Genomic DNA, 18,851 nt, shown 5'->3' with positions numbered 1-18,851 from the left:
GAAATCTGGTTGAGAGTGAAACTGTGGCGTAACCGGCGCGCGTGGATTAGTCTCAATTCTCTCAAGAGGCTTTAAAACCATGACGCCGGAAATTTCAGAATTTTCGTACGGATTTGCTTTAACGAACGAAATTGTGGGGTGGCTCGACGTGAAAGCGGCCCCGCTATTCCCGAGCCTAATTGAAGAGGGCAAAGCTGGAGGGGGGTACGATGTAAAACTGGACGCTCCGGGCGTCCCTCTTTATCTGCAATTCAAACGTGCGGATTGCATGGTCAGGCGCAGCGCTTCCGAGCAGGGCAAGTTTAAGAAAATGCCCTTCTATCGCTTCAAAATAACCGAGACGAAAAAATCGAACCAACACGAGCTTTTGCTGAAATTAGACAAAAAGAACAACCTTGTCTCTATGCTGCGCCGCGCTTTCACAAGTTAGCGGAAATCAATGCCGCATGGGGCTCCAATCAGGTCGCAAGCCGTTCGATTTTCGTCGCTCCCCGCAAGATTGGCCCGCTGGACGATAACTCTCATCATGTCGCCTATAACGAGGCCGAGGCTTATCTTTGCTCGGATGATCCAAAAGTAATTGCGTTCCTCACCAGCTCGTCCCTTGTAAAGCTCGTTCGCGACCGCCTTAAAAGGGACGAGAGGCCGCTTCGGGCTAAGCTACCGGAGATGAGGAAGGAAATGGAAATTCTGCGGGGACCGAAAATTACCGACCAACAAGTTTTTTTGCCGACACGGGAGCCCACTCCTCTTGACCAAGAAAAGCTGGCGTTGCGCGAAATATCAGACATCGCGGCGCAACTGTTCAATGCACAACTCGTCATTATGCAGAATGCGGGCGAAATTGTTCTATAATGAGCATTCCGAGCTTTTCAAACGGTAGATAGAGAGGGGCTCGACCAGCCCGCGCGGCGCCCCCTCGCCCATCCGCCGCGTCGCATTCCCACCCCGAATCGCGCTAAAATCCGCCCATGGCAAAATCCGACGATCTCTTCGCCGCCGCCGCGCCTTCCCCCAAGAGCGGCAAGGCTCAAGCACCCGCCCCTGCGGCCAAGCCGGCGGCTACGTCTGAGAAGCCCTCCAAGGCTTCCGTTCCGGTGGAATATGGCGCCCACAGCATCGAGGTGCTGGAGGGGCTGGAGCCGGTGCGCCGGCGCCCCGGCATGTATATCGGCGGCACCGACGAGGCCGCGATGCATCACCTCTTCGCCGAGGTGCTCGACAACTCCATGGACGAGGCGGTCGCGGGCCACGCCACCTTCATCTCGGTCGCGGTGGAGCCGGACGGCTGGCTGACCGTGACCGACAACGGCCGCGGCATGCCGGTGGGCACGCATCCCAAATTCCCCGGCAAGAGCGCGCTCGAGATCATCATGACCGTGCTGCACGCGGGCGGCAAATTCGATTCGGGGGCCTATCAGACCTCGGGCGGCCTGCACGGCGTCGGCGCCTCGGTCGTCAACGCGCTGTCGGAGAAGGTCGAGGTCGAGGTCGCCATCGACCAGCAGCTCTACCGCCAGGAGTTTTCCCGCGGGCTGCCGCTGGGGCCACTGCAGAAGCTGGGCAAGATCGCCAACCGGCGCGGCACCAAAGTGCGCTTCAAGCCGGACGTACAGATTTTCGGGCCGCAGGCGCATTGGAAGCCCTCGCGGCTGTTCCGAATGGCGCGCTCCAAGGCCTATCTCTTCGGCGGCGTCGAAATCCGCTGGCGCTGCGCCCCCGAGCTGATCGAGCCCGGCTCCAACATCCCGGCCGAGGCGGTGCTGCGTTTTCCGGGCGGCCTCAAGGACTATCTTTCGCGCGAGATCGAGGGGAAAGAGACCGTCACCGAACAGCCTTTCGCCGGCAAGGTCGAGCGCGAGGGCGGACACGGTTCGCTGGAATGGGCGGTGGCCTGGGTCCCCTCGGAGGACGGCTTCGTTCATTCCTATTGCAACACCGTGCCGACCCCGGACGGCGGCACCCATGAGGCGGGCTTTCGTCTTGCGCTGCTGCGCGGCCTCAAGGACCATGCCGAGCGTCTCGGACAGGCGAAGCGCGCCAAGGACGTCACCGGCGACGACCTCATGGGCCAGTCGGCGGCGATGATCTCCGTCTTCATCCGCGAGCCGGAGTTCCAGGGCCAGAACAAGAGCCGGCTGATGAGCGTCGAGGCTTCTCGCGTCGTCGAAGCCACGGTGCGCGACGCCTTCGATCACTGGCTCGCCGCCGCCCCCTCGCAGGCCGGCAAGCTGCTCGACTTCGCGGTGGAGCGGGCGGAGGAGCGGCTGCGCCGCCGCGCCGAGAAGGATGTCGCGCGCAAGGCCGCGACGCGCAAATTGCGCCTGCCGGGCAAGCTGGTCGATTGCACCAATAATTCGGCGCAAGGGTCGGAGCTGTTCATCGTCGAGGGCGATTCCGCGGGAGGCTCGGCCAAGGAAGGCCGCAACCGCGTCAATCAGGCGATTCTGCCCCTGCGCGGCAAAATCCTCAATGTCGCCTCGGCGACCCGCGACAAGCTGGCGGCCAATCAGCAGCTCGCCGACCTCATCCAGGCGCTGGGCTGCGGAACGGGCGCCCATTATCGCGAGGAAGACCTGCGCTACGAAAAAGTGATCGTGATGACGGATGCCGACGTCGACGGCGCTCATATCGCGTCGCTGCTCATCACCTTCTTTTATCGCCAGATGCCGAAGATGATCGAGAAAGGGCACCTCTATCTGGCGGTGCCGCCGCTCTACAAGCTGACCCAGGGCTCGAAAATCGTCTACGCCCGCGACGACGAGCATATGGAAGAACTGAAGCGCAAGGAGCTGACCGGCAAGGGCAAGATCGAGGTCAGCCGCTTCAAGGGGCTGGGCGAGATGATGGCGGCGCAGTTGAAGGAGACCACCATGGACCCCAAAAAGCGCACGCTGCTCAAGGTCGTCATCGAGAGCGAGGAGCGCGAGGAAACCGCCGATTGCGTCGAGCGGCTGATGGGCAACAAGCCGGAGGCCCGTTTCGCCTTCATTCAGGAGAACGCCGCCTTCGCCACCGAACTGGTGGATGTGTGAGCGGGTTTTCGCCTGATTGAAGCGGCCTCCGACGTCATTGCGCGGAGCGCAGCGACGGGGCGACCCAGAGGGCTGGCGCGGCCTGGATCGCCTTCGGCTTGCGATGACGCGAAGGCCCGCCCTCAGCCGCCGGAGCTTTTGGCTTTCTCGCCCGCGACCGCGGGCTTGTCGGCGAGGCCGTTCTTGATCTTGTCGAGGATGCGCGGCAGGTCTTCGGGTTCAGGGCCGAGATCGCGGGCGTGGTTCCATTGGAACTGGGCCTCGAGCTTGCGCCCGACCCGCCAATAGGCGTCGCCGAGATGGTCGTTGATCACCGGATCCGAAGGCTTGAGGTCGATCGCTTTCTCGAGTTCGACGACGGCCTCGTCATAACGGCCCAGGCGGTAATAGGCCCAGCCCAGGCTGTCGACGATATAGCCGTCGCGGTTCTTGAGATCGACCGCGCGGCGAAGCATGCGGAAGGCTTCGTCGAGATTGACGCCCTGGTCGACCCAGGAATAGCCGAGATAATTCAAAACCAGCGGCTGGTCCGGGTTGAGCTCCAGCGCCTTCTTCAGATCTTTCTCGGCGTCGGGCCAGTCCTTGCGGCGCTCATTGGCGATGCCGCGGTAGTAATAGAGCAGCCACTGGCTTTTCTCGGGATTTTGCTGCAGGGCGAGCGCGCGCGAATAGGTCGCCGCCGATTCCGCGAAAAGCTTGCGCGAGCGCTGGAGATTGGCGAGAGCCGTCAGAGCGTCGGCGTCTTTGGGATGGGCCTCGACCACGGTCTGCAGATGCTCGCTCGCCTCCTTGCTCTTGCCGAGAGTCTCCAGCAGGAGCGCGGCCTGCACGTCGGCGTTGATGCGGAGCGGGCTTGATTCCGGCACGCTGTCGTAGAGGTCTATGGCGGTCTCCACCTGCTTCAGCCGCTCGTAGATGTCGGCCAAAGTGAAGATCGCGAGCGTATTGCCGGGCGCGAGAGCCAGCGACAGCCGCAGATAGATCAGCGCCGCAAGCTCGTCGGCCTGACGCCCGCCCAGCGACACCAGCCCGTAGAGCACTTCTCCGGCGCCTTCCTCGGCGTTGCGCACGAAGGGCTCCAGCGTCTTGCCGGCGTTCAGCTCCGCCAGCGCCGCCACGACGATGGGGTGATTCGGAGCCGCGGCGTCATAGGCTTCGTAGAGGCGGCGCGCGGATTCGTTTTCGCCGTGGCTGGAGAGGAAGCGGGCATAGGCGTCCACCAGCCGAAGGACGGTGCGGTCGGCCCCGAGCATTCTCTTGAAGCGCTTGTCCGCCTCGGCCCTGTCGCCGGCGATGTCGGCGATGAGGGCGGCGTGATAGTCGCGCAGGACGGAGAAGCCTTCGCCGTTCAGCTTGTCCAGGGTCGAAAGCGCGCGCTTGGTCTGCTTCTGGCCGGCATAGGTCCAGGCGGTGAGCAGGATGTTTTTCACGTCGGGCTGCTGGGGCGCAGCGTCCTTTGCGAATTCTGCGCGGGCGGCGGGATATTTTTTGGCCACCATCGCCTCGACGCCGCGCGTCAGATGGGCGACGCCGTTGCTGCGGTCATGGGCGAGCACGGCGGAGGCGTAGGCATAGGCGTCGGGCATATTGCCGTTGGCGAGCGCCGCGATCAGCGCCCGTTCGGTCAATTCGCGATTGTTGGGATCGCCGCGCTGCGCCTCGCGGAAAAAGGTGGACGCGGCCAGCGTGTCGCGTTCCGAATGGGCCACGATCGCGGCGAGATAATTGCCGGAGAGGCTCGGGCCGACCTCGAAAGGCCGCGCCACCGAGAGGCTTTCGCCGCCCTGAGCGGCGGCGGTCGCGGTGATGGAGGCGCTGGAGGCGATCAACGTCCAGACGAGGCCCAGCGCGGTCTTGCTCAGGGCGGACCGGTTCGCCCTACGGCGCATTGTCGAATTCTTGCGAGGAAATTGCACGGCGATCTCAACCTCCGCCAGGTTAAGGGGGTGCGGCGCCGCAAGCGGCGCCTCAAGCTCGGCGGAACTTGCTTGTCAACCGAAATGATGGCGGTTTTATGCGGTTACCGCAAGGGCGAAATGGGCGCTCCGGCGTTCGGGGCGGGGGCCCGGGAATTTGGCCGGGCGGACAATGCAGATGGGATCGGGCTCGATCGCTGGACGCGCGGGGCCTTCGGCGAGGCCGGACCGTCGCCAAGCGAAAATAAAGGATTCAGCTCGATCGGAATGCGGCCCGGCTCGCAGAGGAGCCGGGCCGGGCAGTTTATTTCTTCACTGCGGCGACGATCTTCTGCGCGGCGTCGTCGAGGTCGTCGGCCGCGATCACATTGAGGCCGGACGAAGCGACGATGCTCTTGCCGAGATCGACATTGGTGCCTTCGAGACGCACCACCAGCGGCACTTTGAGGCCCACTTCCTTGACGGCTGCAATCACGCCTTCCGCGATCACGTCGCAGCGCATGATGCCGCCGAAGATGTTGACCAGAATGCCCTTCACCTTGGGGTCGGCGGTGATGATCTTGAACGCGGCCGTCACCTTCTCCTTGGTGGCGCCGCCGCCGACGTCGAGGAAGTTCGCGGGGCTTTCGCCATAGAGCTTGATGATGTCCATGGTGGCCATCGCGAGGCCGGCGCCGTTGACCATGCAGCCGATGGTTCCGTCGAGCGCGATATAGGCGAGGTCGTATTTGGAGGCCTCGATCTCCTTCTCGTCCTCTTCGGAGAGGTCGCGCAGCTCGGCGACGTCGGGATGGCGGTAGAGCGCGTTGTTCTCGAAGCTCACCTTGGCGTCGAGGCAGCGCAGCTTGCCGTCCTTGGTGACGATCAGCGGATTGATTTCGAGCAGCTCCATGTCCTTGGCGACGAAGGCCGCGAACAGCTTCTCGGTGAGATCGCCCGCCTGCTTGGCGAGATCGCCCTTGAGGCCGAGAGCGTCGGCGACATGGCGGCCGTGATGCGGCATGATTCCCGTCGCCGGATCGACCGGGAAGGTCACGATCTTCTCGGGCGTGTCATGGGCGACCTTTTCGATGTCCATGCCGCCTTCGGTCGAAACCACGAAGGAAATCCGCGAGGTGGCGCGGTCGATCAGGATCGAGAGATAGAATTCCTTGTCGATCGCGGCGCCGTCTTCGATATAGAGGCGGTTGACCTGCTTGCCGGCTTCGCCGGTCTGCACCGTGACCAGAGTGGAGCCGAGCATCTGCCTGGAGAAAAGCTCGGCCTCCTCGGGCGATTTGGCGATGCGCACGCCGCCCTTGTCGCCTGCGGCGGCTTCCTTGAACGAGCCCTTGCCGCGGCCGCCGGCGTGGATCTGCGCCTTCACCACATAAACCGGGCCGGGCAGAGTCTTGGCGGCGGCGAGGGCGTCTTCAGCCTTGAGAACCGGAACGCCGACGGCGACGGGGGCGCCGAACTCGCGCAGAATGGCCTTGGCTTGGTATTCGTGGATATTCATTTGGCTCTAAACCCTCGCGGGCCCTCTCGCAGAAAGCCCGGCCTCGCCGCCGGGCCTGTTGTCATTCCTGATGGCTTGGATTTTAAGCGAAATCCGGATTGAGCTTGCCCGCGGCGGCGATGAGCGCGCGGACCGAAGCCACCGATTTGTCGAACATCTGTTTTTCGCTCGGGTCGAGCTTGATTTCCAGAACCCGCTGCACCCCGCCGGCGCCGATCACCACCGGCACCCCCACATAAAGGCCGTTCACGCCATATTGCCCGGAAAGATGGGCCGCGCAGGGCAGAACCCGGCGCTTGTCCTTGAGATAGCTTTCGGCCATGGCGATGGCCGAAGCGGCGGGCGCATAGAAGGCGGAGCCGGTCTTGAGAAGGCCGACGATCTCGCCGCCGCCCTTGCGGGTGCGGTCGACGATGGCGTCGATTCTCTGCTGGGTGGTCCATCCCATTTCGATGAGATCGGGCAGGGGCACGCCGGCGACCGCGGAATAGCGGATCAGGGGAACCATGTCGTCGCCATGGCCGCCGAGGACGAAGGCCGAGACGCTCTCCACCGAGACGTCGAGCTCTTCGGCGAGGAAATAGCGAAACCGCGCCGAATCGAGCACGCCGGCCATGCCCACCACCATATGCGGCGGAAGGCCGGTGCATTTCTGCAGCGCCCAGACGATGACGTCGAGCGGATTGGTGATGCAGATCACGAAGGCGTTCGGCGCATATTTCTTGATGCCCGCGCCGACCTTGGAGATGACGCCGAGATTGATCGAGAGCAGATCGTCGCGGCTCATGCCGGGCTGCCGGGGCACGCCCGCGGTAACGATCACGACGTCGGCGCCCTCGATGACGGCGTAGTCGTCGCCGCCGCCGAATTTGCTGTCCGAGCCGTGCACCGGGCCTGCCTGGGCGAGGTCGAGCGCCTTGCCGGCGGGAACTCCCTGGACGATATCAAACAGGACGACGTCGCCTAGCTCCTTGATGCTCGCCAGATGGGCCAGCGTGCCGCCTATTTGACCTGCGCCTATGAGAGCTATTTTCTTGCGCGACATCTCTCTTCCCAATGCTCTGTACTCGGACCGAACAGCTACCCCGCTTTTTGTCTCGTGGGAAGACGTTTTTCCCTCCTTTCGAGCAAGTTTGGACGCCTTCCGGCCCGTGGGCGCCCGCATTTGTCGTTTTTGCGGACAAATCCCGGCGGCGCCTGCGGCGCAGGCATTTTCCCGGGTGTGGAAAAGTCTCCTTTCCAACGCTTTGTATTCATTTCGTCGCAAAGGGACTGGACAGGGCGTCCGCCATTTGTTATCCCCCCGCTCGTTCCGAACGCGGAGCGCCGCACTGGCGCTTCTTCGTATGGACGGGCGCATAGCTCAGTTGGTAGAGCAGCTGACTCTTAATCAGCGGGTCCAAGGTTCGAGCCCTTGTGCGCCCACCATTTTATCGGCAAAGTTCGCCGAACAAGCGCGCACCAAACGCTGCTTCGGGCCGCCATAGCTCAGTTGGTTAGAGCACCAGATTGTGGATCTGGGGGTCCCCCGTTCGAGCCGGGGTGGCGGTACCATTGAAAACCAAAAGCCTCTGAAAAACTACCGCCGGCGAAATAACGCTGGAGCCGGGGCCCCGAGTCTAGACTTCCCTCTCTCTCATCCGACGCGCCATATCCCGCGCGGCGTCGTTATCTTCTTCTTCGAGACCCGCGATCACGCCTTCGCGATCCTCCGCGCTTCGGTTCTGGCTCAGCTTGCGCTTGGCTTCGATGCGCGTGATGTCGATCTCGATCGCCACGATCGCCTTCAGCAGTTTTGAAACATAATCTTCCGGCGCGTCGCCGACGGCCCAGGGGGCGGGCCGGCGCTCTTCGTGCTCGCGCGTCAATTTTTCGATCGTTTCGCGGGCCGCAAGCTCGTCGTCATGCGCGACGAGACGCCCATAGACATGAACGACCTCGTAATTCCATGTCGGCGCCACCCTCCCGGTTCGACGCTTGGACGGATACCAGGATGGCGTGACATAGCGATCGCCTCCCTGAAAGATCGCCAGCGCATCCTGGCTGCGATCCGCAAGCCTCCAAAGCGGATTGGCGCGCGCGACATGGGCGAGAAGCCGGTTGCGCCCGCTGTCGAGAAGAAACGGAATATGATCCGCGACCAGCGCGCCGTTCTGGACCGTGACCAGCGCTCCCAAAGGATTGTTCCCTATGATCGCGGCGATCGTCGCCGCGTCTTGCTCGCGGAAGTTTTCGGGGAGATACATCGGCGAATCCTCGCGCGGGCTCGGTCAACCCCCGCAGGGGTGGTTGCTCAACTAATCACTTGCAAATCAAGGAGACAACCCGCCGGCTGCCCGGCAGACGATCTCAGCCGAGACAATGAAACGAATTTGCGCCAACATGGCGAGGCAAGCCGTTCAGCGCGCTCGGCGCTGAAGACGGCTGGCCAGCTCCACTGGGCATCGAAGGCCATGGCATCCGAACAGTTTGACGTCGCAGTGCATTTCGGCGAAAACCTCGCCGCGAAATACCACCGCAGGATTCGCCGCTTTTGCCCGAGCTACGACGCATTGCACCAGATGATTGCGCCGTGGCTGCAAGGACAGCCCGAGAATGCCCGCTTTCTTTCCGCAGGCGCTGGCGTAGGCGCTGAAATTATCACGCTGGCCGAGCGCTTTCCGTTTTGGCGCTTTGCCGCAGTGGATGTTTCTCCCGATATGATCAACGCTTGCCGGCATAGGCTGGCTGAAGCCGGGATGACGGATCGCGTTGATTTTTTTAACGGTCGTTTGCAGGACTACCGATCGCCAGCCCCGTTTCATGCGGCGTCGTCGATCTTCGTGGCCCATTTCATAAAAGGCCGGACAGAGAAGCTCGACTATTTCCATGCGATGGCGAAAAATCTGGAGCCTGGCGGCCTGCTCGTCGTCGCCGACCTTTTCGGGGACAGGAATTCCCCCGAATTTGTGCGGCTGTCGAACGCCTGGCTGCTGTCTTACGCTTCGCATGGGGTCTCCGCCGAGGAACTGGCGCAAGACCGCGCCCATGTCGAAAGAGACGTCGACTTCATTCCGGAGAGCGAGCTGCTATCGATTTTGAAAGACGCAGGTTTCGAAACCCCGCTGAGATTCTATCAGACATATTTGTTCGGGGGCTGGGTGGCCGCAAAATCCAAATGACGCGCTCGACAAGGCGAAGCGCTCGCAACGCTTCGATGCGCCGGTCCACCCATTTGCGGACCAATTCCTCTCGACCGGGCGACGCCGAACGGGCATTCTCATAAATGTTCATCCGGACCTGTGAAAAAAGGCGAAGCTTCGCATCTCCATTTTCCTCAGCCCGGATGGAGAAGTTTATTGCAAGCCCACCTCCAGCCTACCCACGGAGCCGAAAAATGGCCAATGGACGCATGAGCCGCCTCAAATCCGGCGCCGTCGAAGAAGCAAAAAAGGTTTTTCGAGTATTCGTCTACCTATGGGTTTTCCTGACGGTTCTTTCGCTGCATAAAGCGTTCATCTTCAACGAGGACATACTCACCTACCAGCAGGGATTCGCGTTTATCAACGCCCTTGCCCTGTCGAAGATCGTCGTCGTCGGCCAGGACCTGCGTCTCGGCGACCGCATCACGCGGAAGCTGCCTTTGATTTATACGATCCTGTTCAAGTCCGCCGTGTTCGCCGCGCTGACCATCTTCTTTCACATAATCGAAGAAACGCTCATCGGCATGTGGCATGGGAAGCCGGCTACCGGGGCGATACCCACTTTAGGGGATGGCTCGCTGCAAGCGCTCTCCATGCTCGCGATCATTGTCTTCGTGGCGCTGATTCCTTTCTTCGGCTTCCTTGAAATCAGCGAGGCCCTCGGCCCCGAGAAACTGCGCGCCATCCTGTTGAGACGCAAATCCCTGCCCGACGAGCGGGCATAGAACAAACCGTCTATCCGCGCTCCTTTCGTCTTGGGCGTCATTAGAGCGCGTTCGGTTCAAACGCAGTCGAACGCGCTCCAAATCTCATCGAAGGAGCATGTTCTTTTCCAAAAACCGCTGCGCACTTTTTGGGAACATGCTCTAGTGATTGGCGCTGCTGTTCGCCTCCTGCAGTTTTCGCAACACCGAATCGAGATTGAACGAAGCAGGTTTCTGACGCGGCGGGAATTCCACGAAGGATTCGATCTGCTTGGCGACGACGCCCTGCATCGCATACATGATGTAGACATGCGACAGCAGCCAATCCCAATAGGTATTTGAATTTTCGTCCGCCCGTTCGAAAGGATCGCGCCGGAGATTGAATATTTTCGGCGCCCTCAGATGGACGAAGGGTTCGAACCAGCACGCCAAAGCCTTCGCCCGCTGCTCCATCAGGACGACTTTCCAATCGTCCATGCGCAGGGCGAGGATGTCGCCGTCGTCGCTGATGTAAAAGAAGAATCGCCGCGGACTGTGGTCGGTCTCGCCGGCGAAATAGGGAAGCATGTCGAAGCCGTCGAGGCAGACTTTGAAGGTCTTGTCGCCCGCCGTGTAGCCCGCACGCGCTTTATCCACGATGTTCGGCTCTCCGGCGGCAGCGAGCAACGTCGGCATCCAGTCCTGATGGCTGACGATGTCGTTGAGCACGCCGCCCGCCTTGAACCGGTGCGGCCAACGCACGAAGGCGGGCACGCGCCAGCCGCCCTCCCAATTGGTGTTTTTCTCCGAGCGGAAGGGCGTTATGCCGGCGTCCGGCCAGGAATTGTAATGCGGACCGTTGTCGGTCGAGTAGAAGACGATCGTGTCGTCGGCGAGGCCGAGCTCGTCGAGCTTGTTCAGCATCTGACCGATGTGCTCGTCATGCGCGACCATGACGTCGTTGTATTCGCCCTGGCCGTTGCTTTTACCTCTGTGCTTTGCGGCGCTGTGGGTGCGGAAATGCATCCCTGTGGTGTTGTACCAGAGAAAGAACGGCTCGCCGGACTTATGCGCCTCGTCGATGAAACGAAGCGCCTGCTCCGTCACTTCGTCGTCGATGGTTTCCATGCGCTTCTTCGTGAGCGGCCCGGTGTCCTCGACCCTTTGTCCGCCCTGGCCGTCCGCCCAGCTGTGCAGGACCCCGCGCGGTCCGTAAAGTTTCTTGAATTCGTCGCCCTTCGGATAGTCCGGGTCCTCCGGCTCCTCTTCCGCGTTGAGGTGATAAAGATTGCCGAAAAATTCGTCGAAGCCATGCAGCGTGGGAAGGAACTTGTCCTTGTCGCCGAGATGGTTCTTGCCGAATTGTCCCGTCCGGTAGCCCAGAGGTTTCAAGAGCTCGGCAATGGTCGGGTCCTCCGCCTGCAGTCCGACGTCCGCGCCCGGCATGCCGACTTTCGTCAGCCCGGTGCGGATGGGATTCTGGCCGGTGATGAAGGCCGCCCGTCCGGCCGTGCAGCTCTGCTGGCCGTAATAATCCGTGAACGCCAGCCCCTCGTTGGCGATCCGATCGATGTTGGGCGTGCGGTAGCCCATTTGCCCGCGGTTGTTGTAGCTGATGTTCCACCAGCCGATGTCGTCTCCCCATAGAATGAGGATGTTCGGCTTTTTCGCCTGCGACATTTCTCTCCCTCCCGGATCAATCCAAATTTCCTCGGCAAACGCTGGCCGAGCAGACGGCGAGAGAGAAAGTAGCGTTGATCGCGGCGCCTGCTAGAGCATGCGCCCAGAAAGCGCCAAGCGGCTTCTAAAGCGCGTTCGGTCGAACGCGCTTCGAATCTCATTGACGGGGCATGTTCTCTTCCAAAAAAAACCGCTGCGCACTTTTTGGGAACATGCCTGGAGCGTTTCCAGCCCAAGTGGACACCGGTTCGGCGTGGGAAACGCGTTAAAACAAAAACTTAGAGTCTTTCCATGAAACATGGAAAGACTCTAGCGGCGGCGTCTTCGAGCCCGCTCGATACGCTCAATTGCGCCCGCCGTTGACCCTGATCACCTGGCCGTTGATCCATCCGCTTTCGACGCCGGCGAGGAAAGAGACCACGCGGGCGATATCGTCGGGCTCACCGACGCGTCCCAGCGGAATATCGTCGACCACGCGCTGAATCAGTTCGGGGGGCCGGCCGGTCAGAAGCATCTCCGTGGCCACCGGTCCGGGCGCGACCGCATTGACGGTAATGCCGCGCCCGCCGAGCTCCTTGGCGAGCGTATGCGTCAGCGCTTCGACGGCCGCCTTGGTCGCCGCATAGACGCCATGCGCAGGCAGATAATAGCCGATGATGCTGGTTGAAAAATTTACGATCCGCCCGCCGTCGCGCAAGCGCCGCGCCGCTTCGCGCATGCCGTTGAACGCGCCTGTGAGGTTTACCGCGATCAGGCGTTGGAAGTCCGCGTCCGTAACTTCGGCCAATGGAGCGTTCTTCATGATCCCGGCGTTGTTCACCAGCACATCCACGGGTCCGAAGGCGGACTCGGCCTCGTCGAACAACATGCTGACGGCCGCGGGATCGGCGACATCCGCGCGGACGGCCCTGGCGCGCCCGCCCGCGGCAATTATCGTGGAGACGACTGCCTCGGCCTCTGCCGGACTGGAGGCGTAATTGACGATGGTCTGAAAGCCATCCGCGGCGAGGCGCCGCGCGATCGCCGCCCCGATGCCCTTCGAAGCCCCCGTCACAATTGCCGTTTTGTTCGAATATCCGGGTTCGGGCATAAAAAACGCCTCCATATTGAGGTCTATCCGGTCGGTTTCCGGCGGGTTCTCGAGGACGGCGGGCAGTCCTAAAACGCGCTGGCCGAAGCCCCCGCCCATAGCGACTTTGACAACATCCCCCGTTTATATTTCTCTTTGATGGTCCGCGGGCGTTCCGACGGATCGATCATCGACGCGGCGCCGCGCCGTAAAGACGCTTCCGAGAGGCAAAGAGCACAGCATGACCCTCAGTCGCCGCGCCGTTTCCGTCGGATTGGCCGCCAGCGCCGCCAGCGCCTTCGCGCCGCCCTGCAAGGCGGCAGGTCGGGTCTCCATGGCGACCGACCTCGACGTCGACCATCCCTGGCTGGTTCAATTGCAGGGCGCCGCCGCCGTGCTGGTTCTGCACGAGCCGACCGGCGCGATGTTTCGCCCCGGCGCTTCCGGAAAGCAGGCCTTCGCCGGGGTGTGGCCCGATTATTCTCCGCCCTATGCGCTGGTGGCGCGCGTCGCCGGCGCGGGGCTGCTCCAAATCGCCCCGCCGGCGGCGGGCGGAGCGACGGCAGGCAGCGAACCGGACCCGGACGCGCTTTTGCGCGCCGCAAGTCGCGTCGCCAAGATGGCCCTCGCCCATGCGGCCGGCGGCGAGGCCTGGCTCCTGGCGCGTCCCTGTCTTTCCGGCGGCTCCCGGATGGTCGCGGCGCCCCAATCGGGCTTCGCCGGTCCGCAGGGGCTGAGTTTTCCCGCCGGGCTGAGCGCGCGAAGCGCAGGCGGCCTAAAGGCCTGAGCGCAAAGGCTCAGGGCGCTTCGAGAACGAGGCTGATGGGAAAGGCGCCGACAATGTCGAACTGCACCGTGATCTCACGATCGGCGGCATTGACGGTCTCGGCGTAATTCGCGAAGGACAGTCCGGCGGAGCCCGCGACGGAATTGGGGAAGCGCTTGAAACGAATATTGCCGGAGGTCGCATTGTTGAAAATCAGGACAGCCTGTCCGCTGAGATCGGCGCCCTGGCAATAGGCGCCGGGCAGGGTGATCACAGCCTTGGTTCCGGCCGAGACCGACGACGCAAAATTGCGCTGGAAGGTCGAATAGCCCCGGTTGACGAAGCAGTCGTTTTTCCCCGCCTGCGCCATCTCGCCCCCGAGCATCGCATTGGGAGCGCTTTGAGCGAAAGCCGGCGCGGAGCCCACGAAAAATCCGAGCGCAATCAGCCAGTGTAAGCGCATCTTGAAATTCCCTCCCGGGCGCCAGCAGCCGTGAATGTTTACGCAGCCCCGGGCTTTGTCAAGTTAGGCGCGTTCGGACGCGGCGAGGTCATCCCGCGGCGCCGCTGGTATTTTGAGAATTCTTCAGGCTTCTCGCGATGGCTTTTCAAAAGCCGGCGCTTTGGGACGCGCCGCTTTTCTACAGGAGTTTAAGAAGACCCACGTCGAGCGCCGCGGCCAATTGGCAGGACGCCGACATGGGCCTGCGAAACAACTCTCGGATGGGGCGCAAGTTTCGGCGGTCGTCTTGACCGCTGGGCCGTCACACATAATGATTGCCCGGCGCCGCCTTTGCGTGACGGACCCCATGACCTTCCATGCGCTCATACGAGGCCGGCGCGCCATGGCCGAACGCGAAGACAGTGCGCCGAATGGACAGGTTGGATTCAACGAAGCCTTTCGACCGGAAAGACCCGCCGCGCACCGCGCGCCTCGGCAAGGTGTTCGGGCTGCTGGCCGTTGTCTCGGTTTGCACCGGGGCGACGCGCGTAGCCTGCGCCGAGAGCGTCCCCTCGTTTGAAAGCGGTCAGCCCTCTGGCGAGGATCAGCCGCCCGAGAAGGGCGAGCCGTCCGAAAAGGATAATTCGTCTCTGTCGACGCGGCGCTCTCTCGCCGACACGCCCGGCGGGCTGAAGGAGCAGTTGCAGAGCATCGGCATGACGCCGAACGTATGGGTGACGCAGATCGAGCAGGGCCAGATCGCCGGCGATCGTCTGAGGGACTCGGCCTATGGCGGCAAGATGGACGCCTTTTTGAAAGTCGACGCGGATAAGCTCGGCCTTTGGCGGGGCTTCCGCGTCAATGTGCAATACGAGCATTTCTTCGGGCGCGACATCAATTACACCGACTATGCGTTGCTTCCGGTCAACGCCGCCCAGGCTTTCGTCTCGAGCGAAACTTACCATTCCGCGCTTTCCGTGGTCTTCACGCAGGATATCGGCGAGCGACTTTCCGTCAGCGCCGGAAAGATCAACACGATGACGCTTGCCGCGCAAACGCCGCTCATCGGCGGGGGCGGCGTCGAAACCTTCATGAATCGCGCCTTCGCGGCGCCGGCGACAGGCATCGGCGTCACCACGGCGGGCAGGGTTAGAGATCGGCTTATCGTGTCGCCGACATACACTTTAGGGGCTGCAGCGACGTTCAGGGCGGACCCGATCAAATTGACGCTCGCCATAGCCGATCCGCGCAACGCGCAAGACCCGCGCGTGCTGGAGCGGCCTTTCGAGAAAGGCGTCGTCGTCGGCGGCATCGCGACCTTCTCGACCGAGATCGCCGGCCTCCAGAGTTTCCACACCATCCGCAGCTATTACAGCAACGCGCGAGGCTTCGATCTCGAGGACATCGACGGCGTGCGCCAGCGCGTCTCGGGAGGCGCGCCCCTGACGAAAAAGGGCTATTGGTTCGCTTCATACGGGGCCGAGCAGTATCTTTTTCGCACCGAAGACAATCCCAACGTCGGATGGGGCCTCTTCTCTTTGGTCACGCTCTCCGACGGCAATCCCAACCCCGTCAAATGGACTGCGCTGGGCGGACTTGGAGGCAATAACCTCCTTGAAGGGCGCGAACTCGACCGTTGGGGCGTCGGCTTTTTCCATTATGGCTTGAGCGCCCCGTTGCTCGCCGGTCTGGCCGCGCTGCAAATTTATCGGCGCAGCGAAGGCGGCGTGGAGGCCTTTTACAATTATGCGATTACGCCGTGGTTGCGCCTGTCCGCGGATATGCAGGTGGTCGAACCCTGGACCGCAACCAAAACCCGCGCGACCTATGCGGGCCTGCGTCTGCAAACCAAATTTTAGCGGACCAGCCCTGTTGCATAAGGGCGAACTTGTCGATCCTACGAACGACCGACTCGGGTTCCATGCAAGGACATGCCGTCGTCGGCTTTGTTGACGCTGGCCAAGGCGTGAGGCACTGTGTTTCCGAGCCTTGGAGCGTTTTCAGGCCGAGGCGCCGACGACGACTTGGAAAGTACGATAAATCAAAGACCTGGAGCGCAGGTTTTGATTCTGTCAAAACCGGACGCGCTCTGGAGAGAGGCGAGCATGTCGAATCCGTTTGTCGGAGAAATCCGCGCCTTTGCGTTCAACTTCCCGCCTCGCGGATGGGCGCTGTGCAACGGCCAGCTCCTGTCGATCTCAGAAAACCAGGCCTTGTTCGCCCTGATCGGCACCTTCTATGGCGGAGACGGGAGCAAGACTTTCGGTCTGCCCAATTTGCAGGGGCGCGTGGCGGTCCATCAAACCAATGGCTTCGTCCTCGGCCAGGCCGGCGGATCGAGCAGCGTGACCCTCACCCAGACCCAACTGCCGCCCCATAATCACAGCGTAACCGCGGATGCGGCAGGGGGGTCGGCGAAGAGTCCGGCCGGCGCTTTCCTCGCCGAGTTCAACAATGGCAGCGTGCCTTTGTGGCGGGGCGGCATGTTCGCGCCCAAGGCGACCGAGCCGGTTGCGATGGCGAACAACATGATCGGCGTCGCCGGCGGCGGCCAGCCGTTTTCGGTTCAAAACCCTTATCTCGTCTTGAATTTCTGCATAGCTCTCCTCGGCATTTTTCCAACCAGAAGCTGACGGATGCCGGGCGCCCAGGAACCAGCGCGGCCTGCCGGCGGGCCACCTTTGCGCAAGAGAGACGAGACTCCGGCCGACGCCGATTTTCGGTTCGAGCTGTTCCGCCGCTCGCGCCTGTTGATAGAGGACCTGTCCTTTCTCGATCCCCCGATGCGGGAAACGGCCCTGCGCCAGCAGTTTATGGGGCAGACGCAGGGTTATCGCGCGCAATTTCCTGACGCGGATTTTGAAATCGTGGAAATTGGCGACCGGCCGGTCGGCCGTATTGTGACGCATCGCGGCCCGCAAGCGTATTTTATCGTCGATATAGCGCTGCTTCCCGAATGGCGGGGCAAGGGAATCGGTTCGACTCTCCTGCAGGAGACTTGCGAAGAGGCGGGGGTGAACAATGTTCCGGTTCGCCTCGGAGTCTCGCCATTCAATGTTGCCGCGATGCGGCTCTACGTTCGTTCGGGATTTACCGCGACAGGGCAGGACGACGCCCATATCTTCATGGAATGGCGCGCGCCGGCCACAGGCGGCGCTCGACTTTCCGGTCCCGACGCCCTTCAGCAGTTTCGTCTCTTCGTCGCCGGGCGGGCCGAACTCGCAGAGCGCCTGCTGCCTTTCGAGGAGATTGACGCTTTTGTTTCCGAGGCGGTGGCCGTAGGCGCGGAATATGGGTTTGTCTTCGACGTCGAGGATGTGATGGCGGCCTTACGCCTCGGCCAGCAGCTTTGGCTCATGCCCTGGGCGCCGGTGGTATGACCCAGCGCAGCCTGATCGGCTGGACGCCCTACCGGGCGGCCTGGGCCGGCGAGGATATGATCGTCGACTGGTGCCATCACGGCCCGCGCCGTTTCGTCGAGCCCTTCTATTACGAAACCGTGGTGGCGGCCTTCACGCGCCCGTTCAACCAGCTGTTTCAGCGGCGCACGCTGATCGAGGCCGCGGCGAGCCTGCCTTCCGGATTGAAGCCGTCCGGCTTCATCTTCCATATGTCGCGCTGCGGCTCGACGCTGCTCTCACAGGCGCTGGCGGCCGATCCTGTGCATATCGTGGTCTCGGAAGCCTCGCCGATCCGCAATGTCCTGCACGCGCCGCTCTTTGGTCCTGCGACCACAGAGCAGGTGGAAACATGGCTGCTTTATATGGCGAACGCCTTCGGGCAACGGCGATTGGCCGGCGAAGCGCGCTTCTTCATCAAATTCTGCGCCGCCGATATTTTCCATCTGCCTTTGATCCGGCGCGTCTTTCCCGATGTTCCCTGGGTTTTTCTCTACCGCCATCCGCTCGAGGTCTTCGCCTCCCAACATGCGCAGACCGGCGCCGACACGATGATGGGCGCCCTTCCTCATCAGCTCTCGGGAATTGCGCCGGAGGAACTCTACGACATGTCCAGGGAGGCCTATCTGTGCCGCATCCTCGCGGCCTTCGGCCAAGCCGCTCTCGCCGCGCACAGGCCCGGCGCCAGCCTCATGCTGGATTACAAAGACCTTATCCCCGCCATGCGCGATCGCTTGCCGGAGCACTTCGGCTATGCGCTCGACGCGAAAGCTTCGGCCGCGTTGGATGAGGTTCTGGCGCGCCATTCCAAGCAGCGTTCCGCTGCCTTTGAAGACGACGGCGCGGTCAAGCGCGCGGCGGCCGCCCCTTTTGCGGAACTCGTGGACCTCGTCGTCGGCCCGACCTATGCAGCGCTGCAGGCGGCGTCGGAGTAGGGGCGCCGCGCGGCTGTCGCGATGACGGTTTTACAGATCGACATTTAATCGCAACGCGTGCGCCTGTCAGGGCGATCGGGTGAAGGACTATTACCCTACCCTTGAGGGGGAGGGTCGCCGCGAAACGGCGGGGTGGGGTGGTTTTCAGCCCTATTTTGCGCCTTTTACCTCCACCCGGTCGGCTTCGCCGACCGACCTCCCCGCCAAGGGGAGGTATTCGCCCCACATCGAAAGGTTCCATCCTTCA

At 62.2% G+C, this 18,851-nt stretch carries 17 protein-coding genes and 2 tRNA genes; 12 read left to right on the top strand and 7 right to left on the bottom strand.

The features are described from left to right. The first annotated feature begins 79 nt into the window (after positions 1–79). The 3 genes from H2LOC_RS12015 (at position 80) to parE (ending at position 3,035) form a co-directional block, all read left to right on the top strand. Positions 80–430 carry a hypothetical protein gene (locus H2LOC_RS12015; RefSeq protein ID WP_154331643.1) on the top strand — a complete coding sequence of 117 codons (351 nt, stop codon included), beginning with the start codon at positions 80–82 and terminating at the stop codon, positions 428–430. A gap of 251 nt (positions 431–681) precedes the next feature. Further along, on the top strand, positions 682–855 hold the full coding sequence (locus H2LOC_RS12010) for a hypothetical protein (protein WP_154331642.1): 174 nt from the start codon (positions 682–684) through the stop codon (positions 853–855). Positions 856–971: 116 nt separating this feature from the next. Next, the gene (parE, locus tag H2LOC_RS12005; RefSeq protein WP_154331641.1) at positions 972–3,035 is read left to right on the top strand and encodes a DNA topoisomerase IV subunit B; all 2,064 of its coding nucleotides are present in this window, start codon (positions 972–974) and stop codon (positions 3,033–3,035) included. Positions 3,036–3,157: 122 nt separating this feature from the next. On the opposite strand, the gene H2LOC_RS12000 is transcribed toward parE, so the two are convergent. From H2LOC_RS12000 to mdh, 3 genes are all read right to left on the bottom strand, one after another. After that, entirely contained in the window at positions 3,158–4,924 is a 1,767-nt protein-coding gene (locus H2LOC_RS12000) for a tetratricopeptide repeat protein (protein WP_136496610.1), read from the bottom strand. Between the two features lie 331 nt (positions 4,925–5,255). Continuing rightward, a complete protein-coding gene (gene sucC / locus H2LOC_RS11995; RefSeq protein ID WP_136496609.1) occupies positions 5,256–6,449 on the bottom strand; it encodes an ADP-forming succinate--CoA ligase subunit beta in 1,194 nt (397 codons plus the stop codon). An 82-nt stretch (positions 6,450–6,531) separates the two neighbouring features. Further along, complete coding sequence (gene mdh, locus H2LOC_RS11990; protein ID WP_136496608.1) at positions 6,532–7,494, bottom strand: malate dehydrogenase; 963 nt, start codon at positions 7,492–7,494, stop codon at positions 6,532–6,534. Positions 7,495–7,801: 307 nt separating this feature from the next. On the opposite strand from mdh, the gene H2LOC_RS11985 reads away from it, so the two are divergent. Next, positions 7,802–7,877: transfer RNA gene (locus tag H2LOC_RS11985), tRNA-Lys, on the top strand. A 49-nt stretch (positions 7,878–7,926) separates the two neighbouring features. Next, positions 7,927–8,003: transfer RNA gene (locus tag H2LOC_RS11980), tRNA-His, on the top strand. 65 nt (positions 8,004–8,068) lie between these two features. Here H2LOC_RS11980 and H2LOC_RS11975 read toward each other — a convergent pair. Continuing rightward, positions 8,069–8,695: an FMN-binding negative transcriptional regulator gene (locus tag H2LOC_RS11975; RefSeq protein WP_136496607.1), complete on the bottom strand. Its 627-nt coding sequence runs from the start codon at positions 8,693–8,695 to the stop codon at positions 8,069–8,071. A 126-nt stretch (positions 8,696–8,821) separates the two neighbouring features. Between H2LOC_RS11975 and H2LOC_RS11970 the strand changes: the two genes are divergently transcribed. Together H2LOC_RS11970 and H2LOC_RS11965 are read left to right on the top strand one after the other, a co-directional pair. Continuing rightward, positions 8,822–9,610 (top strand): SAM-dependent methyltransferase, encoded by a 789-nt coding sequence (locus H2LOC_RS11970; protein WP_246206808.1) that lies wholly within the window; start codon positions 8,822–8,824, stop codon positions 9,608–9,610. 104 nt (positions 9,611–9,714) lie between these two features. After that, positions 9,715–10,356, top strand: coding sequence for a hypothetical protein (locus H2LOC_RS11965; protein ID WP_136496606.1), 642 nt, complete (start codon positions 9,715–9,717; stop codon positions 10,354–10,356). A gap of 141 nt (positions 10,357–10,497) precedes the next feature. On the opposite strand, the gene H2LOC_RS11960 is transcribed toward H2LOC_RS11965, so the two are convergent. Both H2LOC_RS11960 and H2LOC_RS11955 read right to left on the bottom strand, forming a co-directional pair. After that, positions 10,498–11,994 (bottom strand): arylsulfatase, encoded by a 1,497-nt coding sequence (locus tag H2LOC_RS11960; RefSeq protein ID WP_136496605.1) that lies wholly within the window; start codon positions 11,992–11,994, stop codon positions 10,498–10,500. Positions 11,995–12,337: 343 nt separating this feature from the next. Continuing rightward, positions 12,338–13,084, bottom strand: a complete 747-nt coding sequence (locus H2LOC_RS11955; RefSeq protein ID WP_136496604.1) for an SDR family oxidoreductase — start codon at positions 13,082–13,084, stop codon at positions 12,338–12,340. A 220-nt stretch (positions 13,085–13,304) separates the two neighbouring features. Here H2LOC_RS11955 and H2LOC_RS11950 point away from each other — a divergent pair, with 220 nt between their 5' ends. Next, positions 13,305–13,850 (top strand): hypothetical protein, encoded by a 546-nt coding sequence (locus H2LOC_RS11950; RefSeq protein WP_136496603.1) that lies wholly within the window; start codon positions 13,305–13,307, stop codon positions 13,848–13,850. A gap of 10 nt (positions 13,851–13,860) precedes the next feature. Here H2LOC_RS11950 and H2LOC_RS11945 read toward each other — a convergent pair whose 3' ends face one another. Next, positions 13,861–14,292 carry a hypothetical protein gene (locus H2LOC_RS11945; RefSeq protein WP_136496602.1) on the bottom strand — a complete coding sequence of 144 codons (432 nt, stop codon included), beginning with the start codon at positions 14,290–14,292 and terminating at the stop codon, positions 13,861–13,863. A gap of 410 nt (positions 14,293–14,702) precedes the next feature. Between H2LOC_RS11945 and H2LOC_RS11940 the strand changes: the two genes are divergently transcribed. The 4 genes from H2LOC_RS11940 to H2LOC_RS11925 all read left to right on the top strand — a co-directional run bounded on the left by H2LOC_RS11940 (position 14,703) and on the right by H2LOC_RS11925 (position 18,604). Continuing rightward, positions 14,703–16,130 carry a carbohydrate porin gene (locus H2LOC_RS11940; protein WP_136496601.1) on the top strand — a complete coding sequence of 476 codons (1,428 nt, stop codon included), beginning with the start codon at positions 14,703–14,705 and terminating at the stop codon, positions 16,128–16,130. A 246-nt stretch (positions 16,131–16,376) separates the two neighbouring features. After that, positions 16,377–16,904: a phage tail protein gene (locus tag H2LOC_RS11935; RefSeq protein ID WP_136496600.1), complete on the top strand. Its 528-nt coding sequence runs from the start codon at positions 16,377–16,379 to the stop codon at positions 16,902–16,904. A 3-nt stretch (positions 16,905–16,907) separates the two neighbouring features. Further along, positions 16,908–17,651 (top strand): GNAT family N-acetyltransferase, encoded by a 744-nt coding sequence (locus H2LOC_RS11930; protein ID WP_136496599.1) that lies wholly within the window; start codon positions 16,908–16,910, stop codon positions 17,649–17,651. Beyond that, the gene (locus H2LOC_RS11925; RefSeq protein WP_136496598.1) at positions 17,648–18,604 is read left to right on the top strand and encodes a sulfotransferase; all 957 of its coding nucleotides are present in this window, start codon (positions 17,648–17,650) and stop codon (positions 18,602–18,604) included. Before H2LOC_RS11930 ends, H2LOC_RS11925 begins: the two co-directional genes overlap by 4 nt. Positions 18,605–18,851: the final 247 nt, after the last annotated feature.

Origin of the sequence: Methylocystis heyeri, from assembly GCF_004802635.2 — a bacterium.
In the GTDB taxonomy this organism is placed as follows: Bacteria; Pseudomonadota; Alphaproteobacteria; order Rhizobiales; family Beijerinckiaceae; genus Methylocystis; species Methylocystis heyeri.
Note: the sequence above shows the minus strand (reverse complement) of the source record. Positions and strands in the feature narration are given on the sequence as shown.